The sequence below is a fragment of the Corynebacterium sp. DNF00584 genome, from assembly GCF_001552965.1.
Taxonomy (GTDB): domain Bacteria; phylum Actinomycetota; class Actinomycetes; order Mycobacteriales; family Mycobacteriaceae; genus Corynebacterium; species Corynebacterium phoceense.
This window is the reverse complement of record NZ_KQ959748.1, coordinates 13,532-27,465: the sequence shown is the minus strand read 5'-3', so window position 1 is coordinate 27,465 and position 13,934 is coordinate 13,532. Positions and strand designations below refer to the sequence as shown.

The 13,934-nt window shown below is 64.2% G+C and carries 14 protein-coding genes; all 14 read left to right on the top strand.

Going from position 1 to position 13,934, the window contains the following annotated elements; translation table 11 throughout:
- Nucleotides 1–557: 557 nt before the first annotated feature.
- The 14 genes from HMPREF0307_RS12540 to scpB all read left to right on the top strand — a co-directional run bounded on the left by HMPREF0307_RS12540 (nucleotide 558) and on the right by scpB (nucleotide 13,904).
- Nucleotides 558–1,607 (top strand): tetratricopeptide repeat protein, encoded by a 1,050-nt coding sequence (locus HMPREF0307_RS12540; RefSeq protein ID WP_082723252.1) that lies wholly within the window; start codon nucleotides 558–560, stop codon nucleotides 1,605–1,607.
- Entirely contained in the window at nucleotides 1,607–2,590 is a 984-nt protein-coding gene (locus HMPREF0307_RS05875) for an HAD-IIA family hydrolase (protein ID WP_066489238.1), read from the top strand. The genes HMPREF0307_RS12540 and HMPREF0307_RS05875 overlap by 1 nt, the downstream gene beginning before the upstream one ends.
- On the top strand, nucleotides 2,590–2,790 hold the full coding sequence (locus HMPREF0307_RS12915) for a hypothetical protein (RefSeq protein ID WP_141629264.1): 201 nt from the start codon (nucleotides 2,590–2,592) through the stop codon (nucleotides 2,788–2,790). Before HMPREF0307_RS05875 ends, HMPREF0307_RS12915 begins: the two co-directional genes overlap by 1 nt.
- Nucleotides 2,790–3,605, top strand: coding sequence for a TlyA family RNA methyltransferase (locus tag HMPREF0307_RS05870; RefSeq protein WP_066489234.1), 816 nt, complete (start codon nucleotides 2,790–2,792; stop codon nucleotides 3,603–3,605). Before HMPREF0307_RS12915 ends, HMPREF0307_RS05870 begins: the two co-directional genes overlap by 1 nt.
- Entirely contained in the window at nucleotides 3,605–4,546 is a 942-nt protein-coding gene (locus HMPREF0307_RS05865; protein WP_066489232.1) for an NAD kinase, read from the top strand. The genes HMPREF0307_RS05870 and HMPREF0307_RS05865 overlap by 1 nt, the downstream gene beginning before the upstream one ends.
- A gap of 65 nt (nucleotides 4,547–4,611) precedes the next feature.
- On the top strand, nucleotides 4,612–6,309 hold the full coding sequence (gene recN, locus HMPREF0307_RS05860) for a DNA repair protein RecN (protein ID WP_066489230.1): 1,698 nt from the start codon (nucleotides 4,612–4,614) through the stop codon (nucleotides 6,307–6,309).
- Nucleotides 6,310–6,376: 67 nt separating this feature from the next.
- The gene (gene steA, locus HMPREF0307_RS05855; protein WP_066489228.1) at nucleotides 6,377–7,561 is read left to right on the top strand and encodes a putative cytokinetic ring protein SteA; all 1,185 of its coding nucleotides are present in this window, start codon (nucleotides 6,377–6,379) and stop codon (nucleotides 7,559–7,561) included.
- On the top strand, nucleotides 7,561–8,508 hold the full coding sequence (locus HMPREF0307_RS05850) for a copper transporter (RefSeq protein ID WP_066489225.1): 948 nt from the start codon (nucleotides 7,561–7,563) through the stop codon (nucleotides 8,506–8,508). Before steA ends, HMPREF0307_RS05850 begins: the two co-directional genes overlap by 1 nt.
- Nucleotides 8,509–8,530: 22 nt before the next feature.
- A complete protein-coding gene (locus tag HMPREF0307_RS05845) occupies nucleotides 8,531–9,169 on the top strand; it encodes an NUDIX domain-containing protein (protein WP_066489221.1) in 639 nt (212 codons plus the stop codon).
- 59 nt (nucleotides 9,170–9,228) lie between these two features.
- Nucleotides 9,229–10,131, top strand: a complete 903-nt coding sequence (gene xerD, locus HMPREF0307_RS05840) for a site-specific tyrosine recombinase XerD (protein ID WP_066489255.1) — start codon at nucleotides 9,229–9,231, stop codon at nucleotides 10,129–10,131.
- A gap of 119 nt (nucleotides 10,132–10,250) precedes the next feature.
- A complete protein-coding gene (locus HMPREF0307_RS13435; protein ID WP_255356868.1) occupies nucleotides 10,251–11,423 on the top strand; it encodes a hypothetical protein in 1,173 nt (390 codons plus the stop codon).
- Nucleotides 11,424–11,608: 185 nt separating this feature from the next.
- Nucleotides 11,609–12,481: a ParA family protein gene (locus HMPREF0307_RS05830; RefSeq protein WP_066489215.1), complete on the top strand. Its 873-nt coding sequence runs from the start codon at nucleotides 11,609–11,611 to the stop codon at nucleotides 12,479–12,481.
- Nucleotides 12,481–13,326, top strand: coding sequence for a segregation and condensation protein A (locus HMPREF0307_RS05825; RefSeq protein WP_066489212.1), 846 nt, complete (start codon nucleotides 12,481–12,483; stop codon nucleotides 13,324–13,326). Before HMPREF0307_RS05830 ends, HMPREF0307_RS05825 begins: the two co-directional genes overlap by 1 nt.
- A gap of 11 nt (nucleotides 13,327–13,337) precedes the next feature.
- Complete coding sequence (scpB, locus tag HMPREF0307_RS05820) at nucleotides 13,338–13,904, top strand: SMC-Scp complex subunit ScpB (protein WP_066489207.1); 567 nt, start codon at nucleotides 13,338–13,340, stop codon at nucleotides 13,902–13,904.
- The last annotated feature ends 30 nt before the right edge of the window (nucleotides 13,905–13,934 follow it).

Here is a 13,934-nt window from a genome sequence, read left to right as displayed (position 1 = left end):
GAGGGTGTGGGAGAGTAAGTTACCGCCGACATAACAACAACAAACAACAACTACATAACACGCAGCGAGGACCGAAAGACAAAAAGTGTCTTTCGGCCCTCGCTGCTTTTACGCGTTTTACAGGGACGCCGCACACCCCTATATGACAGGCCCATCCACGCGCCGGCGTGTCATTGGTGAAACATGAACGAGTCACAACACTCTCTTCGGTTTGTAGACGACTCATTCACACTTCAACGCACGTAGCGGGTAAGTCGCACCGGCCCGGCGGCAGTCCTTGGTAATGTTCTAGCGCTCCATGCGTTAAAGGAGGGCCGTGGCTCGGATTGTTTTGGTTTCGTACTTGTGACGTAATTGCTCTCGGAGTAACCGCTCGCCATTTCGATCCGAGGGATGGTTGATGTACTCAAGTTCGCCAATTTCAGGCGACGGGAGCTCATTGAAATACTGCCGTTTCTTTAGCTGGTTCCCGCGGTGGCCGCTAGGGTTTTGTTCCCGTAGCGGGTAGTATGGCTGGGTATTTGATTGATTCATCGAACTGGAAAGTGCAAGGCTATATGTCTGACTCCAACAGCTACGGGCGCCGCGATGGCGATCGCCGTGGCGGTAAGCCACAGGGGAAGTTTTCTGGCCGTAATGGCCGTCGCGACGAGGGTCGCGGGCGTTCGTCGTTCGGCTCCGGGCGCGATGATGACAACCGTCGTGACCGCCGTGAGGACGGCGAGCGCCGCGGATACCGTGGCGATCGTAATGAGCGCCGTGATGACCGTCGCGGCGGCCGTAACGATCACCGTGACGACCGACGTGGTGGTCGCAACGACCACCGCGGTAATGGCCGTCGTGACGACCGCCGTGGAGGTGGCCGTCGCGATGACCGCCGTGATGAGAAGAAGCGGAGTCACTCGCCGCAGCGTTCGGGCTTCCGTGAGGAACGCATCAATCGTCGCCAGAACGACCCGGATGTCCCGTCCGATATCGATATGAACGAGCTTGATCCTTCGGTGCTTCAGGACCTGAAGTCGTTGTCGAAGGATAATGCTGAGGCGACTGCTAAGCATATGATTATGGCTGCGATGCTCATGCAGGACGACCCGGAGCTCGCATTGCGCCATGCACGTGCGGCAAAGGATCGCGCGGGTCGTGTGTCCGTGGCACGCGAGATCAATGGCGTTGCTGCCTACCACGCTGGTGAGTGGAAAGAGGCTCTGGCGGAACTGCGTGCGGCACGCCGTATTTCCGGCGGCCCGGGCATGCTTGCTGTCATGGCGGACTGCGAGCGTGGGCTCGGCCGACCGCAGAAGGCTATTGAGCTTGGCCGCAGTGAAGAAGCCAAGATGCTCGATCGCGATGGCGAGATTGAGCTCGCTATTGTCGTTGCTGGTGCACGCCTTGATATGGGGCAGGCGGAAGCAGCCGTGGTCACTATCCAGCGCGCACGCCCGGATAAGGCGGCACGCGGCGGGAGCGCTGCTCGTTTGAGCTACGCATACGCCAACGCACTGCTGGAGGCTGGTCGTACGGACGAAGCTAAGGAATGGTTCAAGCACACTGTCGCGATCGACGAGGACGAAGCGACTGACGCCGCTGATCGTCTCAAGGAACTGTAATGAGTCTATTGTCCACGCATGATGCCTTGTTGCTAGACTTAGACGGGACAGTCTGGGAGGGCGGCGTCGCTCTTCCCGGTGTCGCTGACGTGCTTAACGCCTGTGGCGTCAAAGCCATTTACGTGACTAATAACGCGTCGCGTGCGCCTGAAGAGGTGGCGTCGATGTTGCGCGCTATAGATATCCCGGCCGATCCAGAGCATGTTCTTACCTCTGCGCAGGCGGCAGTCTCCCTCGCCTCACAGCACATCAAGGCAGGCTCCAAGGTGTTGGTGGTCGGTGCGGACTCGTATAAGAAGCTTGCGCGCGACGCAGGTTTTGAGGTCGTTTCTTCGGCAGACGACAAGCCGGTGGCGGTTCTCGAAGGCATGAGCAAGGACCTTGGGTGGCGCGAACTGTCTGAGGCGGCGCTGGCTATCCGTGCGGGCGCGCAGTTCTTTGCATCCAACCTAGACACCTCGTTGCCTACGGAGCGCGGTCTTGCAGTGGGGAACGGTGCACTCGTCGCGGCTATTACGACGTCGACGGGCGTGGAGCCGCTGTCTGCGGGCAAGCCCGGCCCTGAGATGTTCATTCAGGCCGCTAAGATGATGGGCTCCTCGAAGCCTTTGGCTGTCGGTGACCGTCTCGACACGGATATCTTGGGCGGCAATACCGCTGCGATGGACACCTTCCACGTGCTTACCGGAGTGAGCGGCCCGATGGCTCTTATCGAGGCGCCGGAGAAGCACCGTCCCGATTACATTGGCGCGACACTGGCAGATCTGGGTCTCAAGCGGGCAGAAGCACGTCCGGGTGCGCAGGGTGGTTTCACGGCCCGCGTCGATGGTTATGATGTCCTGCTTGAGCATGGAGATGAGGGCGCTACACCGACGCAGGCGCTGCGTACCGTGCTCGAGGTCGTCTGGGCGCTGCCCAAGCCGCCACGCTACATCCAACCGCGTTCTGAGGCAGCGGAGCGTGCGGTCAAGGCGTGGTGGTGATGCCTGCACCAACTCCAGGGTCCATGCCTGGTCATCGGCCCGCCCCGAAGCCGCATGATCCGCACTCGGTGGTGAGTCCTGAGTCCGTCGACACGCGTGTCGGTGATATCTTGGGCGAACCGGCAGCGGATCTGCGCGAAGAATTTGAACAGCTTGATCGCGCGCACACGGTGCTGCGTGACGTACTTCAGGAGAACTAATGGCCCTCAAACGCCGCCGTCTCGACGCAGAGCTCGTGCGCCGCAAGATTGCGCGTTCACGTGAACAAGCCGTCGACTGGATTAAGGCTGGTCGCGTCTACGTCGGGGGCTTCCAAGCCAAGAAACCAGCGACCATCGTCGAGCCTGAAGTCTCCATTCGCGTTGAGAAGGCCGAGGAAGACGATTGGGCATCGCGCGGCGCACACAAGCTGTTGGGCGCGCTGGAGGCGTTCGATGTCTCGGTTGACGGGCTGCGGGTGCTCGATGCAGGGGCATCGACAGGCGGTTTTACGGACGTGCTCCTGCGCCATGGCGCGCGGGAGGTGCTTGCCGTTGATGTGGGCTATGGACAGCTACTGTGGCGTCTGCAGAACGACGAGCGCGTCATGGTTCTCGACCGGACGAATATTCGTAACCTCACGCTTGAGGTCACGGAAGGGCCATGCGACGCGATGGTGGGCGACCTATCGTTTATCTCGCTCAAGTTGGTTCTGCCCGCCATTGTGGAGTGCTTGAACGATGGGGCATTCTTGCTCCCGATGGTCAAGCCGCAGTTCGAGGTGGGAAAGGACCGCTTGGGGCACGGTGGCGTGGTGCGATCGCCGGAGCTACGGGCAGAGGTCACGGAAGAAATCGCTGCCTTTGCCCGGACCCTCGGACTAAGCTGCAAAGCAGTGGCTGCGTCACCGCTACCGGGTCCGAGCGGAAACGTTGAGTATTTCCTCTGGCTGGTCAAAGACGGTGGAACGACGCATCCAGATGCCGAGGCTTTGCACGACATGGTTGTGCGGGCCATTGAGGAAGGACCCCAGTAATGACCGCAACGCCGGACCGCACGCAGGACGCGCAGCGGACGATTTTGCTTGTGCCGCACACCGGGCGCGAAGACAATGTCGCCTCCATGCGTCGCGCTGCGGAATTGTTGCGCGACGCGGGGATTACGGTGCGCGTGTGCGCGACGCCGGCACCGGGCGTCGATCTGTCGGGACTGGATCTCGTTCCGCACGAGCCGGCCTCGGCCGAAGGGTGTGAGATGGTGCTCGTCTTGGGCGGTGATGGCACCTTCCTGCGCGCCGCAGACTTGGCGCATGCGGTGGACATCCCGGTTCTGGGCATCAACTTGGGCCACGTGGGCTTCCTCGCTGAGTGGGAGGCGGAGTCCCTGGAACAGGCCATCGAGCGGGTGATCTCGCGAACCTACCGCATTGAGGATCGTATGACGCTCGACGTTGTCGTCTATGACCGCGCCGGCAAAGAGATCGGACGCTCGTGGGCGCTCAACGAAGCCAGCGTGGAAAGCCTCGACCATTCGGGAGTGCTGGACGCCGTGCTGGAAATTGACGCCCGCCCGGTGTCGTCCTTTGGGTGCGATGGTGTGCTTATCTCGAGTCCCACGGGGTCTACGGCGTATGCCTTCTCCGCTGGTGGACCAGTGTTGTGGCCGGAGCTCGACGCCATTCTCGTGGTACCCAACAACGCGCATGCCTTGTTTACCAAGCCTTTGGTGGTCTCGCCGCAGTCGCGAGTTGCCGTGGAATCCGAGTCGTCGACGTCCGAGGCACAGGTGAGCATGGACGGCTTTCGGCGGTTGGATATGCCTGCCGGCGCGCGCGTGGAGGCCGTGAAGGGTGAGCGCCCCGTGCGCTGGGTGCGTCTCGACAATCAACCCTTTACGGATCGTCTGGTGAGCAAGCTCCGGCTGCCTGTGGCGGGGTGGCGCGGCCCGCAGCGCGGCGGCGACGACTACTCGGTCTAACTCGTTGCCGGACGTGGGCGCGGACGTGTGGACGCTTCGAACACAAATACGATAGACTACGGGGCATGCTAGCAGACATCACGATCGAGAACCTGGGCGTTATCGAACGCGCCAGCGCGGAGTTGTCCTCGGGATTGACCGTGCTTACCGGTGAGACCGGTGCAGGTAAGACGATGGTGGTCACTGGTTTGCGCCTGCTTGCGGGCGGACGTGCAGATTCCACGCGTGTGCGCCAGGGGTCGAAGAAGGCCTCGGTGGAAGGCACATTTGCCGTGGATACGGCGGCGCCGGATATTGCGCAGGCGGCCGCGACGGTCGTGGAGGACGCGGGCGGCTCGCCGGATGAGAACGGCGAGTTTATCGTGGCGCGTACGGTCTCGGCTGCGGGGCGTTCGAAGGCGTACCTGGGCGGACGTTCAGTGCCGGCGGCGACGTTGGGGGAATTCTCGTCGCTCGTGCTTACGGTCCATGGGCAAAACGATCAGCTGCGGTTGCTCGCGCCAGAACAGCAGCTCGGAGCCGTGGATCGGTCGGATCCGGCGGTCGCGCCGCTGCGCGAGGCCTACGCAGAGTCATTCCGTACGTGGCGTGCGTTGGCCAAGGACTATAAGACGCGCACGGAGTCGCGGCGCGAGCTGGCACAGGAAGTGGACCGGCTTCAGTTCGCGGTCGATGAGATCGATGGCATGCACCCGCAGTCGGGTGAGGACGTGGATTTGGTCGAGCGCATTCGCAAGCTCCAGGACGTTGATGGTCTGCGCGAGGCGGCCACGGTCGCGTTGGGGAGCATCGACGGGCAAGAGGGCTTCGAGGAAGATGCGGCCTCGTCCTTGTTGGGGCAGGCGCAGGCGCAACTGTCGGGCGTGGAGGATAAGCAGCTCAAGGCGTTGGGGGAGCAGCTGGCGGAAATCACGTCGCGCTTGGGCGACATCGCCGGTGAGCTTGGCGCGTACCTGGCAGATTTGCCTGCGGATCCGGAGGAACTGGAGAGGTCGCTTACGCGGCAGCAAGAGCTGAAGACACTCACCCGGAAGTACGCGCCGGATATCGACGGCGTGCTTGCGTGGCGGGATCACGCGAACGAGCGGTTGGCGTCTATTGACACGTCCACGGAGGCGCTGGAAGAGCTGGCCAAGCAGGTCAAAGCGGCGGAGTCTGAGATGATCGCGCACGCGGCGACACTGACGGCGGCGCGTGAGGACGCGGCGCGGCGCCTGGGGGATGCCGTGACGGCGGAGCTCAAGGGGCTGGCCATGGCGTCCTCGGAGTTCACGGTCGCGGTGAAGGACGCCCGGTATTCGAGGACGGGCGCGAACGAGGTGGAGCTGCAGCTCAATGGCCGGCCGCTGGCGGCGACGGCATCGGGAGGCGAGCTCTCGCGCGTCATGCTGGCGCTCGAGGTCGTGCTTTCGGCGAATACGGAGGGCACGACCATGGTCTTCGACGAGGTCGACGCTGGCGTGGGTGGCCGCGCCGCGGTGGAGATTGGACGCCGCCTGGCGCGGTTAGCGACGCGCAATCAGGTCATCGTGGTGACGCACCTGCCGCAGGTGGCGGCGTATGCGACTACGCACCTCCACGTGGCGAAGGATATGTATACCTCGGGCGTGAGCACGCTCAGCGAGAGGGAACGCGTAGAGGAGCTGGCGCGCATGCTCGCGGGACTCGACGGCACGGAGACGGGGCGTGCGCACGCGCAGGAGCTCTTTGACCGCGCACAGGCGGAAGTCGCGGAGTTCCGGCAGGAGAAAGCGAATAAATAGGCCCGAGCCGGGGATGCTGCCGCGCGCCTCCCACGCTGGGAGGCCTAGAAGTGGGACAATCGCGCGCATGAGTTTGTTTTCTCGCACTACCGACGCACCCGGTGTCACTGGCACCCTGCGCGATTGCACGCCCGGCGGCAAAGGACTGAAGAAGTTCGGCGCGGGGGACTTCGCCGTGGTCGACGCCGCGAATATCTCTCGTCAGGAAGCCCAGCAGCTGGTGGACTTGAAGCCGGCCGCGGTCATCAACACCGCGGAATTTAGCACCGGTAGCATTCCCAATTACGGACCGCACATGTTGCTCGACGCCGAAACGCAGCTCGTGGAGGGCGTGGGCCCGCAGTTCCTCGAGGCGATGAAGGACGGGAAGAAGGCGCGTCTCACTGATGACGGCACCGTCTATCTGGGAGACAAGCAGATTGGCTCTGGCACCGTCATCGAGCGCGGCCAAGCGCAGGCGCGCTTTGCCGAGGCCGAGCGCAACCTCATCGACCACATGGAAGCCTTTTTCGGCAACTCAATCCAGTTCATCCACTCGGAAGGCCCGCTACTTATCGACGGCTTGGGTATTCCGGAGTCGGGTGTGGAGATGCGCGGCCGCAAGGTCATGGTCGTCTCGCCCAGTGAGGACCACCGCGCCAAGGTGAAGTTGCTACGCAACTTCATTCGCGAATACGAGCCCGTCATCGTGGGCGTCGACTCCGCAGCAGACTCGCTCGTGGAGATGGGCTACAGCCCGGATCTCATCGTGGCAAACCCGGAGACGGTCAAGGCGGAGACGCTGCGTTCGGGCGCGCGCGTCATCTTGCCGGCCACGCCGGACGGCACGGCACCGGGCCTGGAGAAAATTCAGGACCTGGGGGTGGGTGCGATGACCTTCCCGTCCGCGACGGATTCGTCGACGGACCTGGCGCTGCTGCTCACGGACTTCCAGGAAGCGGACATGATCGTGCAGGTAGGAGGCTCTGTCGACCTCGACGATATCTTTGCGGACAAGGCACACGCGACGCCCGCGGCGTTGCTTGCGCGCATGAAGACGGGCACGAAGCTCGTCGACGCGGACTCCGTCATTACGCTGTACACGGCACCGGCAGGCGGAAGCCTGGGCTGGCTGTGGGCGTTGCTCGGCATCCTCGTTGCGCTCGCCGTCATCGTGCTCATCGCGGGCTTGGGCGGGGACGCCTCCTTCGGCGAGAACCTCTCCGCCACGTGGTCCAACCTCACCGAGACGGTCGCAGGATGGTTTAACTAATGCCACAGCGATTCTCTTCTTCTGGCCCGGTCATCGCAGGCAGTGGCTTCGGGGTGGCCGTGGGCGTGGCTATCGGCGCATTCGCGCTGGGCCCCACGGTCGCGGGTTCTGCGGGTGGCGATGACGCCGTGCGCGATGAATTCCGCCAGGTCGTCCAGGACAACCAGGTGCTGCAGGCGCAGTCCAAGTCCGGCGACTCGGTCGTCTCCGAGCTCTCGCCCACCATGGTGGATGGCAGCCTCGCTGGGCGCCCGGTGCTCGTCATGACGACGTCGAACGCGCAAAGCAATGAGGTCGACGGCATCAAGGCGCTGCTCGCCTCCGCGGACATCGAGGACGCCGGAACGATTGACTTGGCGGATGCCTTCTTCGATCAGTCGCGCGCGGACGAGCTCAAGTCGCTTATCGCCAACACGCTGCCCGCCGGCGCGCAGCTGTCCACCAAGCAGCAGGACATGGGCACCCACGCGGGCGAGTCCCTCGGCGCTGCGCTCTACATGGATCCGGAATCCACGCAACCGCTGGCCTCCGTCGCCGACCGCGCGACGGTGCTCCAAGCGCTGCGCGATGCCGGATTCATCGACTACGAGGATGGGACCATTCTGCCCGCCCAGGCCATCGTCGTCATCGACGGCAAGACGTCGGGCACTGCGGGCGATGCGTTCAAGTCCGATAACCTTTCTGCCATGCTCACGGCCTTGAATAAGACGGGCCGCAACGCCGTGCTCGCCGGAAGGATAGAGTCGACGTCGGATGAAGGGGTCATCGGCAAGCTCCGCTCCGCGAAGGGCAACGAGGTCTCCACGGTCGATTCCATCGACCGTTCGTGGGCGCGCATGGCGACGGTGCTCGCGGTGCGCGAGCAGCTCGACGGCGGCCACGGGGCCTATGGTGCGGCCGCAGATGTCGATGCCGCCGCGCCGCCGCTGCCGAATGCCGCCAGCTAACCTCTGGAAAGGATGACAGGCAATGTCGCATGAATTTAAGACTCTGCGCTCGGAGCTGCTCCTTGACGCACCGATTATCGCGGTGCGCCGCGACGAGGTCGTCATGCCCGACGGCCACGTGGCCAGCCGCGAGGTCGTTGAGCACTTTGGCGCCGTGGCCATCGCCGCGGTGGACGATCAGGGACGTATCGCGATGGTCAACCAGTACCGCCGCTCCGTCGACCGCCACCTGCTTGAGCTGCCCGCAGGATTGCTCGACATCAAGGGCGAAGACGAGCTCACCGGCGCCCAGCGCGAGCTGCAGGAAGAGGCCGGGCTTGCCGCTGAGCAGTGGGCGACGCTTGCAGACCTCGTTACCTCGCCGGGCTTTTGCGAGGAGGCCGTGCGCGTCTTTCTCGCGCGCGATCTCCACGAGGTGGAGGCGCTCCACGCCGTGGGCGACGAGGAGGCAGACATGGACTTCCTGTGGCTGCCGCTCGAGGAGGCCGTCGCGAAGATTCTTTCCGGTGAGATCGTCAACTCCATCGCCGTGGGTGGCATCCTCGCCGCGGATCGCGTCATCAACCATGGCGGAGCCACCCGGCCTGCCGATGCCCCCTTTGACCTGCGTCCCCAGTCCCTCGCCGCGCGCCGCCAGGGCCCGGACATGAAGAAGCTGTGAGTTCCTCTCAGCTAGACCTGCCCGCGCATCAGAGGGAACCGTCGACCCCGGCCCAGCGCATTGCCGCGACGTGGCTTAACCACTTGGCCGTCGAGCGGGGCGTCTCATCCAATACACTGAGCAACTATCGGCGCGATGTGCGCCGCTATCTCGGCTGGCTCGCCGAATCTGGGATCGAGGATCTCGGCGACGTCACCCGCTCCCATGTCGAGGCCTACCTCGCGTGGCTGCGCTCCACCATGGCGGCATCCTCGGCCAATCGAGCCCTCGTGGTCGCGCGCGGCCTCCACAAATTTGCCGTCGCCGAGGGCGTGCTGGGCCTTGACGTCGCCTCGGAGGTCTCGCCGCCCGCCCCGCCGCAGCATCTGCCGGATACTCTCTCGGTCGACGAGGTCGCACGCCTCATCGAATCCGTCCCGGACGGGGAGGCCGCGAGCCCCATCGACGTGCGCGACCGGGCGCTGCTCGAGCTGCTCTATGGCACCGGCGCCCGCATCTCTGAGGTCGTCGGCCTGGCCGTCGACGACATCCACGACGCACTCGAATCTGAGCCCGGCACGCCCGGCGTCCTGCGGATTACCGGTAAGGGCAACAAGGAACGCCTCGTGCCCGTGGGCTCCAAGGCGCAGGCCGCCGTGCGCGCCTATCTCGTGCGTGCGCGTCCCGTGCTGAGCGGGGGACGTACGCCCGCGCTCTTCCTCAATACCCGGGGCAACCCGCTCACGCGGCAATCCGCCTGGGCCGTGCTGCAGACCGCCACACAGCGCGCCGGACTCGACGCGAAGGTCTCGCCACATACCTTGCGGCACTCCTTTGCTACGCACCTGCTCGAAGGCGGCGCCGACGTGCGTACCGTCCAAGAACTCCTAGGTCATTCCTCGGTGACGACGACGCAGATCTACACGCACGTCACAGCCGATGCGCTCCGTGAGACCTGGCGCACGGCTCACCCGCGCGCCTAGACCGTAGTTTCCGGGCCGTTCGCTGCGACGGCTAGACTGGGCCCGTTCATCTTCTGTTCATCGTCCACTGGCGCGGCACATTGAGTACCGCGTCGACCATAAAGGTTGTGATCCCACCCGTGCCGACGACTTCTCACTCCGTGTTCCTGTCCTCGCGCCGCCATCTGGCTGCCGTTTGCGCCGCCGCGGTGCTTACCGCTCCGGCTCTCGCCGCTCCGGCCATCCTCGCGCCGCTTGGCGAGTCGCCCGTTCCCGCGGCCTCCGCGCAGATTCCCGAGGGCATGACTCCGGAGGCCGTCCAATCCATGCTCGCGACTCCCGTGAGCGTCGCCGCGGGCCAAACTACCACGGTCTCCCTGCCCGTGCCTGTCGAAGCCTCCTATTCCGGCGGCGGATGGTCCGTCTCGGCATCCGGCGGTTCCGCCACGATTACCGCCCCCGCCGAGGGCGGCCAGGTCTCCATCCCGGTGAGCTACCAAGGCTATTCCGGCACCATCACGCTCGTCTCGACCGCGCCGGAGAAAGCCGACGTCGGTGGCACCGGTAACGGCGGAAACGGCGAGGGCGGCAGCGACGGCGCGGAAGGCGCCGGCAACGACGCTTCTGTCAATGGCTCGGGCGGTGAGGGCACGCAAGGTGACAACGGCGCTGGCGGCTCCGAGGGCGGCAGCGGTTCTGCCGAGGGAACGAACGGCGGCGCCGCGGGGGATGTGACCGGTGGTGAGGCTGACGCGAACCTTCCCGTCGTGCCGGGGGAGAAGCCCACACGGTCGGCGGCGAGCCCCGCTGATGCCTCCGCAGCCGAGCACATCTACCTCGAGTCGACCATCAAGGACAACGTCATTACGGCCCAGATGGACGTGAGCCAGGCGCTCGATCTCTATAACCGCTTCAAGGACATGGACCGCAACAGCGTGACGCTGCGCTATATCGACGCGGACGGCAACATCATTGAGGGCGTCCAGCGCGATATCAATACCACCGCGCGCACCCTGACGCTGACCTACCCCGAGGGCCAAGCACCGGACAACCCGTTTATCATGCAGCTCATCCGTGAGGATGGCTCCGGCGTGGTCGCGGACGTCACCCTGCGCGACCCGCACTACGCGTCCGCTGACCATGTCACGCGCGAGCAGCTCGAGGAGGAACAGGCTGCGCATGATTCGGCGGATTCCTCCAACACCAAGCTCATCGTTGCCGGTGTCGTCATCGTCGTCCTCATTGTGGCGCTCATCGCCGCCCTCGTCGCACTGGCGCGCAAGCGCCGTTCCGCGCGCTCAACGACTCTATAGTCTAGCCTTTACCCTTTACTTTCCGGAGGCTTTGAGGGTTATGCGTCGTGGTTGCGCGGCGGCGGGTACGCTGTAAGATACGTCAAAGGGAAATGACACGGCTGTAAGACGGCGCGCCGACGGGCATGCTGGCAGTCCCGCCGGTGGGCGATGCATCGGTAGAAGTCAAGGAAGTAGGTGTGACTATGAGTGAGGACGGCCTCTTCGACGCCTCCGAAGTAGAGGTGGGCCTAACTGGTCGCCCGGTGCGTGAGCTCCCGGAGCCGGCCCCGCTGGAGTCCCACGGTCCCGCAACCATCTTGTCCATGTGTAATCAAAAGGGCGGCGTGGGTAAAACCACCTCGACCATTAACCTGGGCGCGTGCCTCGCGGAAGCTGGACGTAAAGTCCTCCTCGTTGACTTGGACCCGCAGGGCGCATTGAGCGCCGGCCTCGGCCTTACGCATGACGAGATTGAAGACACCATCTACGACGTTATGCTCGACAATCAGGTGTCCATTCACTCCGCGATTAAGCGCACGCCCATCGCAGGCCTTGACCTTGTTCCCGCCAACATCGACTTGTCCGCGGCGGAGATTCAGCTCGTCAACGAGGTCGGCCGCGAGCACACGCTCGCCCGTGCGCTGCGCCCCGTGCGCCGCGATTACGACTTCATCATCATTGACTGCCAGCCGTCCCTTGGCCTGCTCACCGTCAATGCCTTGGCCTGCTCGGCGGGCGTCATCATCCCGATGGAGTGCGAGTTCTTCTCCTTGCGCGGCCTGGCACTGCTCACGGACACGGTGGAAAAGGTCGCCGAGCGCATCAACTTCGATCTGGAGATCCTCGGCATCCTCGTCACCATGTATGACCGTCGTACCAAGCATGCCCGCGAGGTCATGTCGAGCGTCGTCGACTACTTCGGAGACAAGGTCTTTGACACCGTCATCACGCGCACCGTCCGTTTCCCGGAGACGTCCGTCGCCGGCGAAGCAATCACCACATGGGCGCCGAATTCGCAGGCGGCGAAGCAATACCGCGACCTCGCCCGCGAGGTCATCGAGCGCACCTCGAAGTAGTGAACGCTACTCATCCCCTTGCGCCTTCTCACGCACCCAACCAGGAGGCCGTCCAGCCGGAGATCACCGGCTTTCGCATCGCCCTGAAGAACTTCGAGGGGCCCTTCGACCTGCTTCTGCAGCTCATCTCGTCGAAGAAAATGGACGTCACGGACGTCGCGCTCTCCGAGGTCACTGACGAATTTGTCGCCTACACCCGTGCGCTCGGCGCCATGGCTGACCTCGACGAGACCACGGAGTTTCTCCTCGTCGCCGCGACCCTTCTCGATCTCAAGGCCGCGCGCCTCTTGCCCCGCGGCGAGGTCTCTGCCTTGGAAGACTTGGAACTCCTCGAGACCCGCGACCTGCTGTTCGCGCGCCTGCTTCAGTACAAGGCCTACAAACAGGTCGCAGACCTCATGGCGCGCTGGCAGCGCGAAGCGCGCCGCAGCTATCCCCGCGCGGTGGGCATGGAGGAACAGTTCGCGCAGCTGCTCCCGCCGGTCGCCCTAGGTCACATGCCCGCGAGCTTCGCTGAGCTTGCCGCCAGCGTCTTTCGTCCGAAGCCGCCCGAGGGCGTGGCGACGGGTCACATTCACCACGTGGCCGTCTCCGTACCCGAGCAGGCAGGAAAGATCCTCACGACGCTCAAGCTGCTGGGGCAAGGCAACTGGATGTCCTTTACCGCGCTCACCCGTGACTGCACCGTGTCCATGGAGGTCGTCGGCCGCTTCCTCGCGCTGTTGGAGCTCTACAAAGCGAAGGCCGTCGACGCACAGCAGGAGGAGTCGCTCGGACCCCTCGATGTTGCATGGACTGGCCTCGACGTCGACCCGGCCGTCGTCGCGGCGGCTAACTGGGATTAGACTGCGAAGCCATGGATAGTTCCCAGCCGCGTCCCGCCTTGCCGCTCATCTCGCAGCAGCGCTCGCGCCTCGAGTCGATTCTGCTCGTCCTCGACGCCCCCGCGTCCGTCGAGGCTTTGGCGCGCGCCCTCGAGCTGGAGCCCACCGTGGTAAGTGACCACCTGCATGCCATTGCGAGGGAATTCGATGAGCGTGGCTCAGGGTTCGACCTCCGTGAAACAGGGGAGGGCTGGCGCCTCTACACGCGCAAAGACAACGCAGAGGCTGTCGAAGGATTCCTCCTCGACGGCAGCCAGACCAAGCTTTCTCGTGCCGCGATGGAAACCCTCGCGGTCGTCGCCTACCGTCAGCCCGTCACGCGTGCGCAGGTCGCCGCCGTGCGTGGCGTCAACGTGGATGGCGTCATGCGCACACTCACCCTGCGCGGACTCATCCGCGAGATTGAGCACGAGGGCCTGGCCCACCAATACGAGACCACGGAGCTCTTCCTTGAACTGCTTGGCATCGACTCGCTACAGCGCCTGCCAGACCTGGCGCCGCTGCTGCCGGATGTGGACTCCATCCTCGAGGAGTACTAGCACCCGACAATCCGCGAATACCACGGCCAG

Coding starts and splice junctions, on each gene's coding strand:
- HMPREF0307_RS05845 (WP_066489221.1), top strand. CDS start 8,531: ATGTCGCATGAATTTAAGACTCTGCGCTCGGAGCTGCTCCTTGACGCA.
- HMPREF0307_RS05870 (WP_066489234.1), top strand. CDS start 2,790: ATGGCCCTCAAACGCCGCCGTCTCGACGCAGAGCTCGTGCGCCGCAAG.
- recN (WP_066489230.1), top strand. CDS start 4,612: ATGCTAGCAGACATCACGATCGAGAACCTGGGCGTTATCGAACGCGCC.
- HMPREF0307_RS05875 (WP_066489238.1), top strand. CDS start 1,607: ATGAGTCTATTGTCCACGCATGATGCCTTGTTGCTAGACTTAGACGGG.
- HMPREF0307_RS12540 (WP_082723252.1), top strand. CDS start 558: ATGTCTGACTCCAACAGCTACGGGCGCCGCGATGGCGATCGCCGTGGC.
- HMPREF0307_RS05830 (WP_066489215.1), top strand. CDS start 11,609: ATGAGTGAGGACGGCCTCTTCGACGCCTCCGAAGTAGAGGTGGGCCTA.
- steA (WP_066489228.1), top strand. CDS start 6,377: ATGAGTTTGTTTTCTCGCACTACCGACGCACCCGGTGTCACTGGCACC.
- HMPREF0307_RS12915 (WP_141629264.1), top strand. CDS start 2,590: ATGCCTGCACCAACTCCAGGGTCCATGCCTGGTCATCGGCCCGCCCCG.
- scpB (WP_066489207.1), top strand. CDS start 13,338: ATGGATAGTTCCCAGCCGCGTCCCGCCTTGCCGCTCATCTCGCAGCAG.
- HMPREF0307_RS05850 (WP_066489225.1), top strand. CDS start 7,561: ATGCCACAGCGATTCTCTTCTTCTGGCCCGGTCATCGCAGGCAGTGGC.
- HMPREF0307_RS05865 (WP_066489232.1), top strand. CDS start 3,605: ATGACCGCAACGCCGGACCGCACGCAGGACGCGCAGCGGACGATTTTG.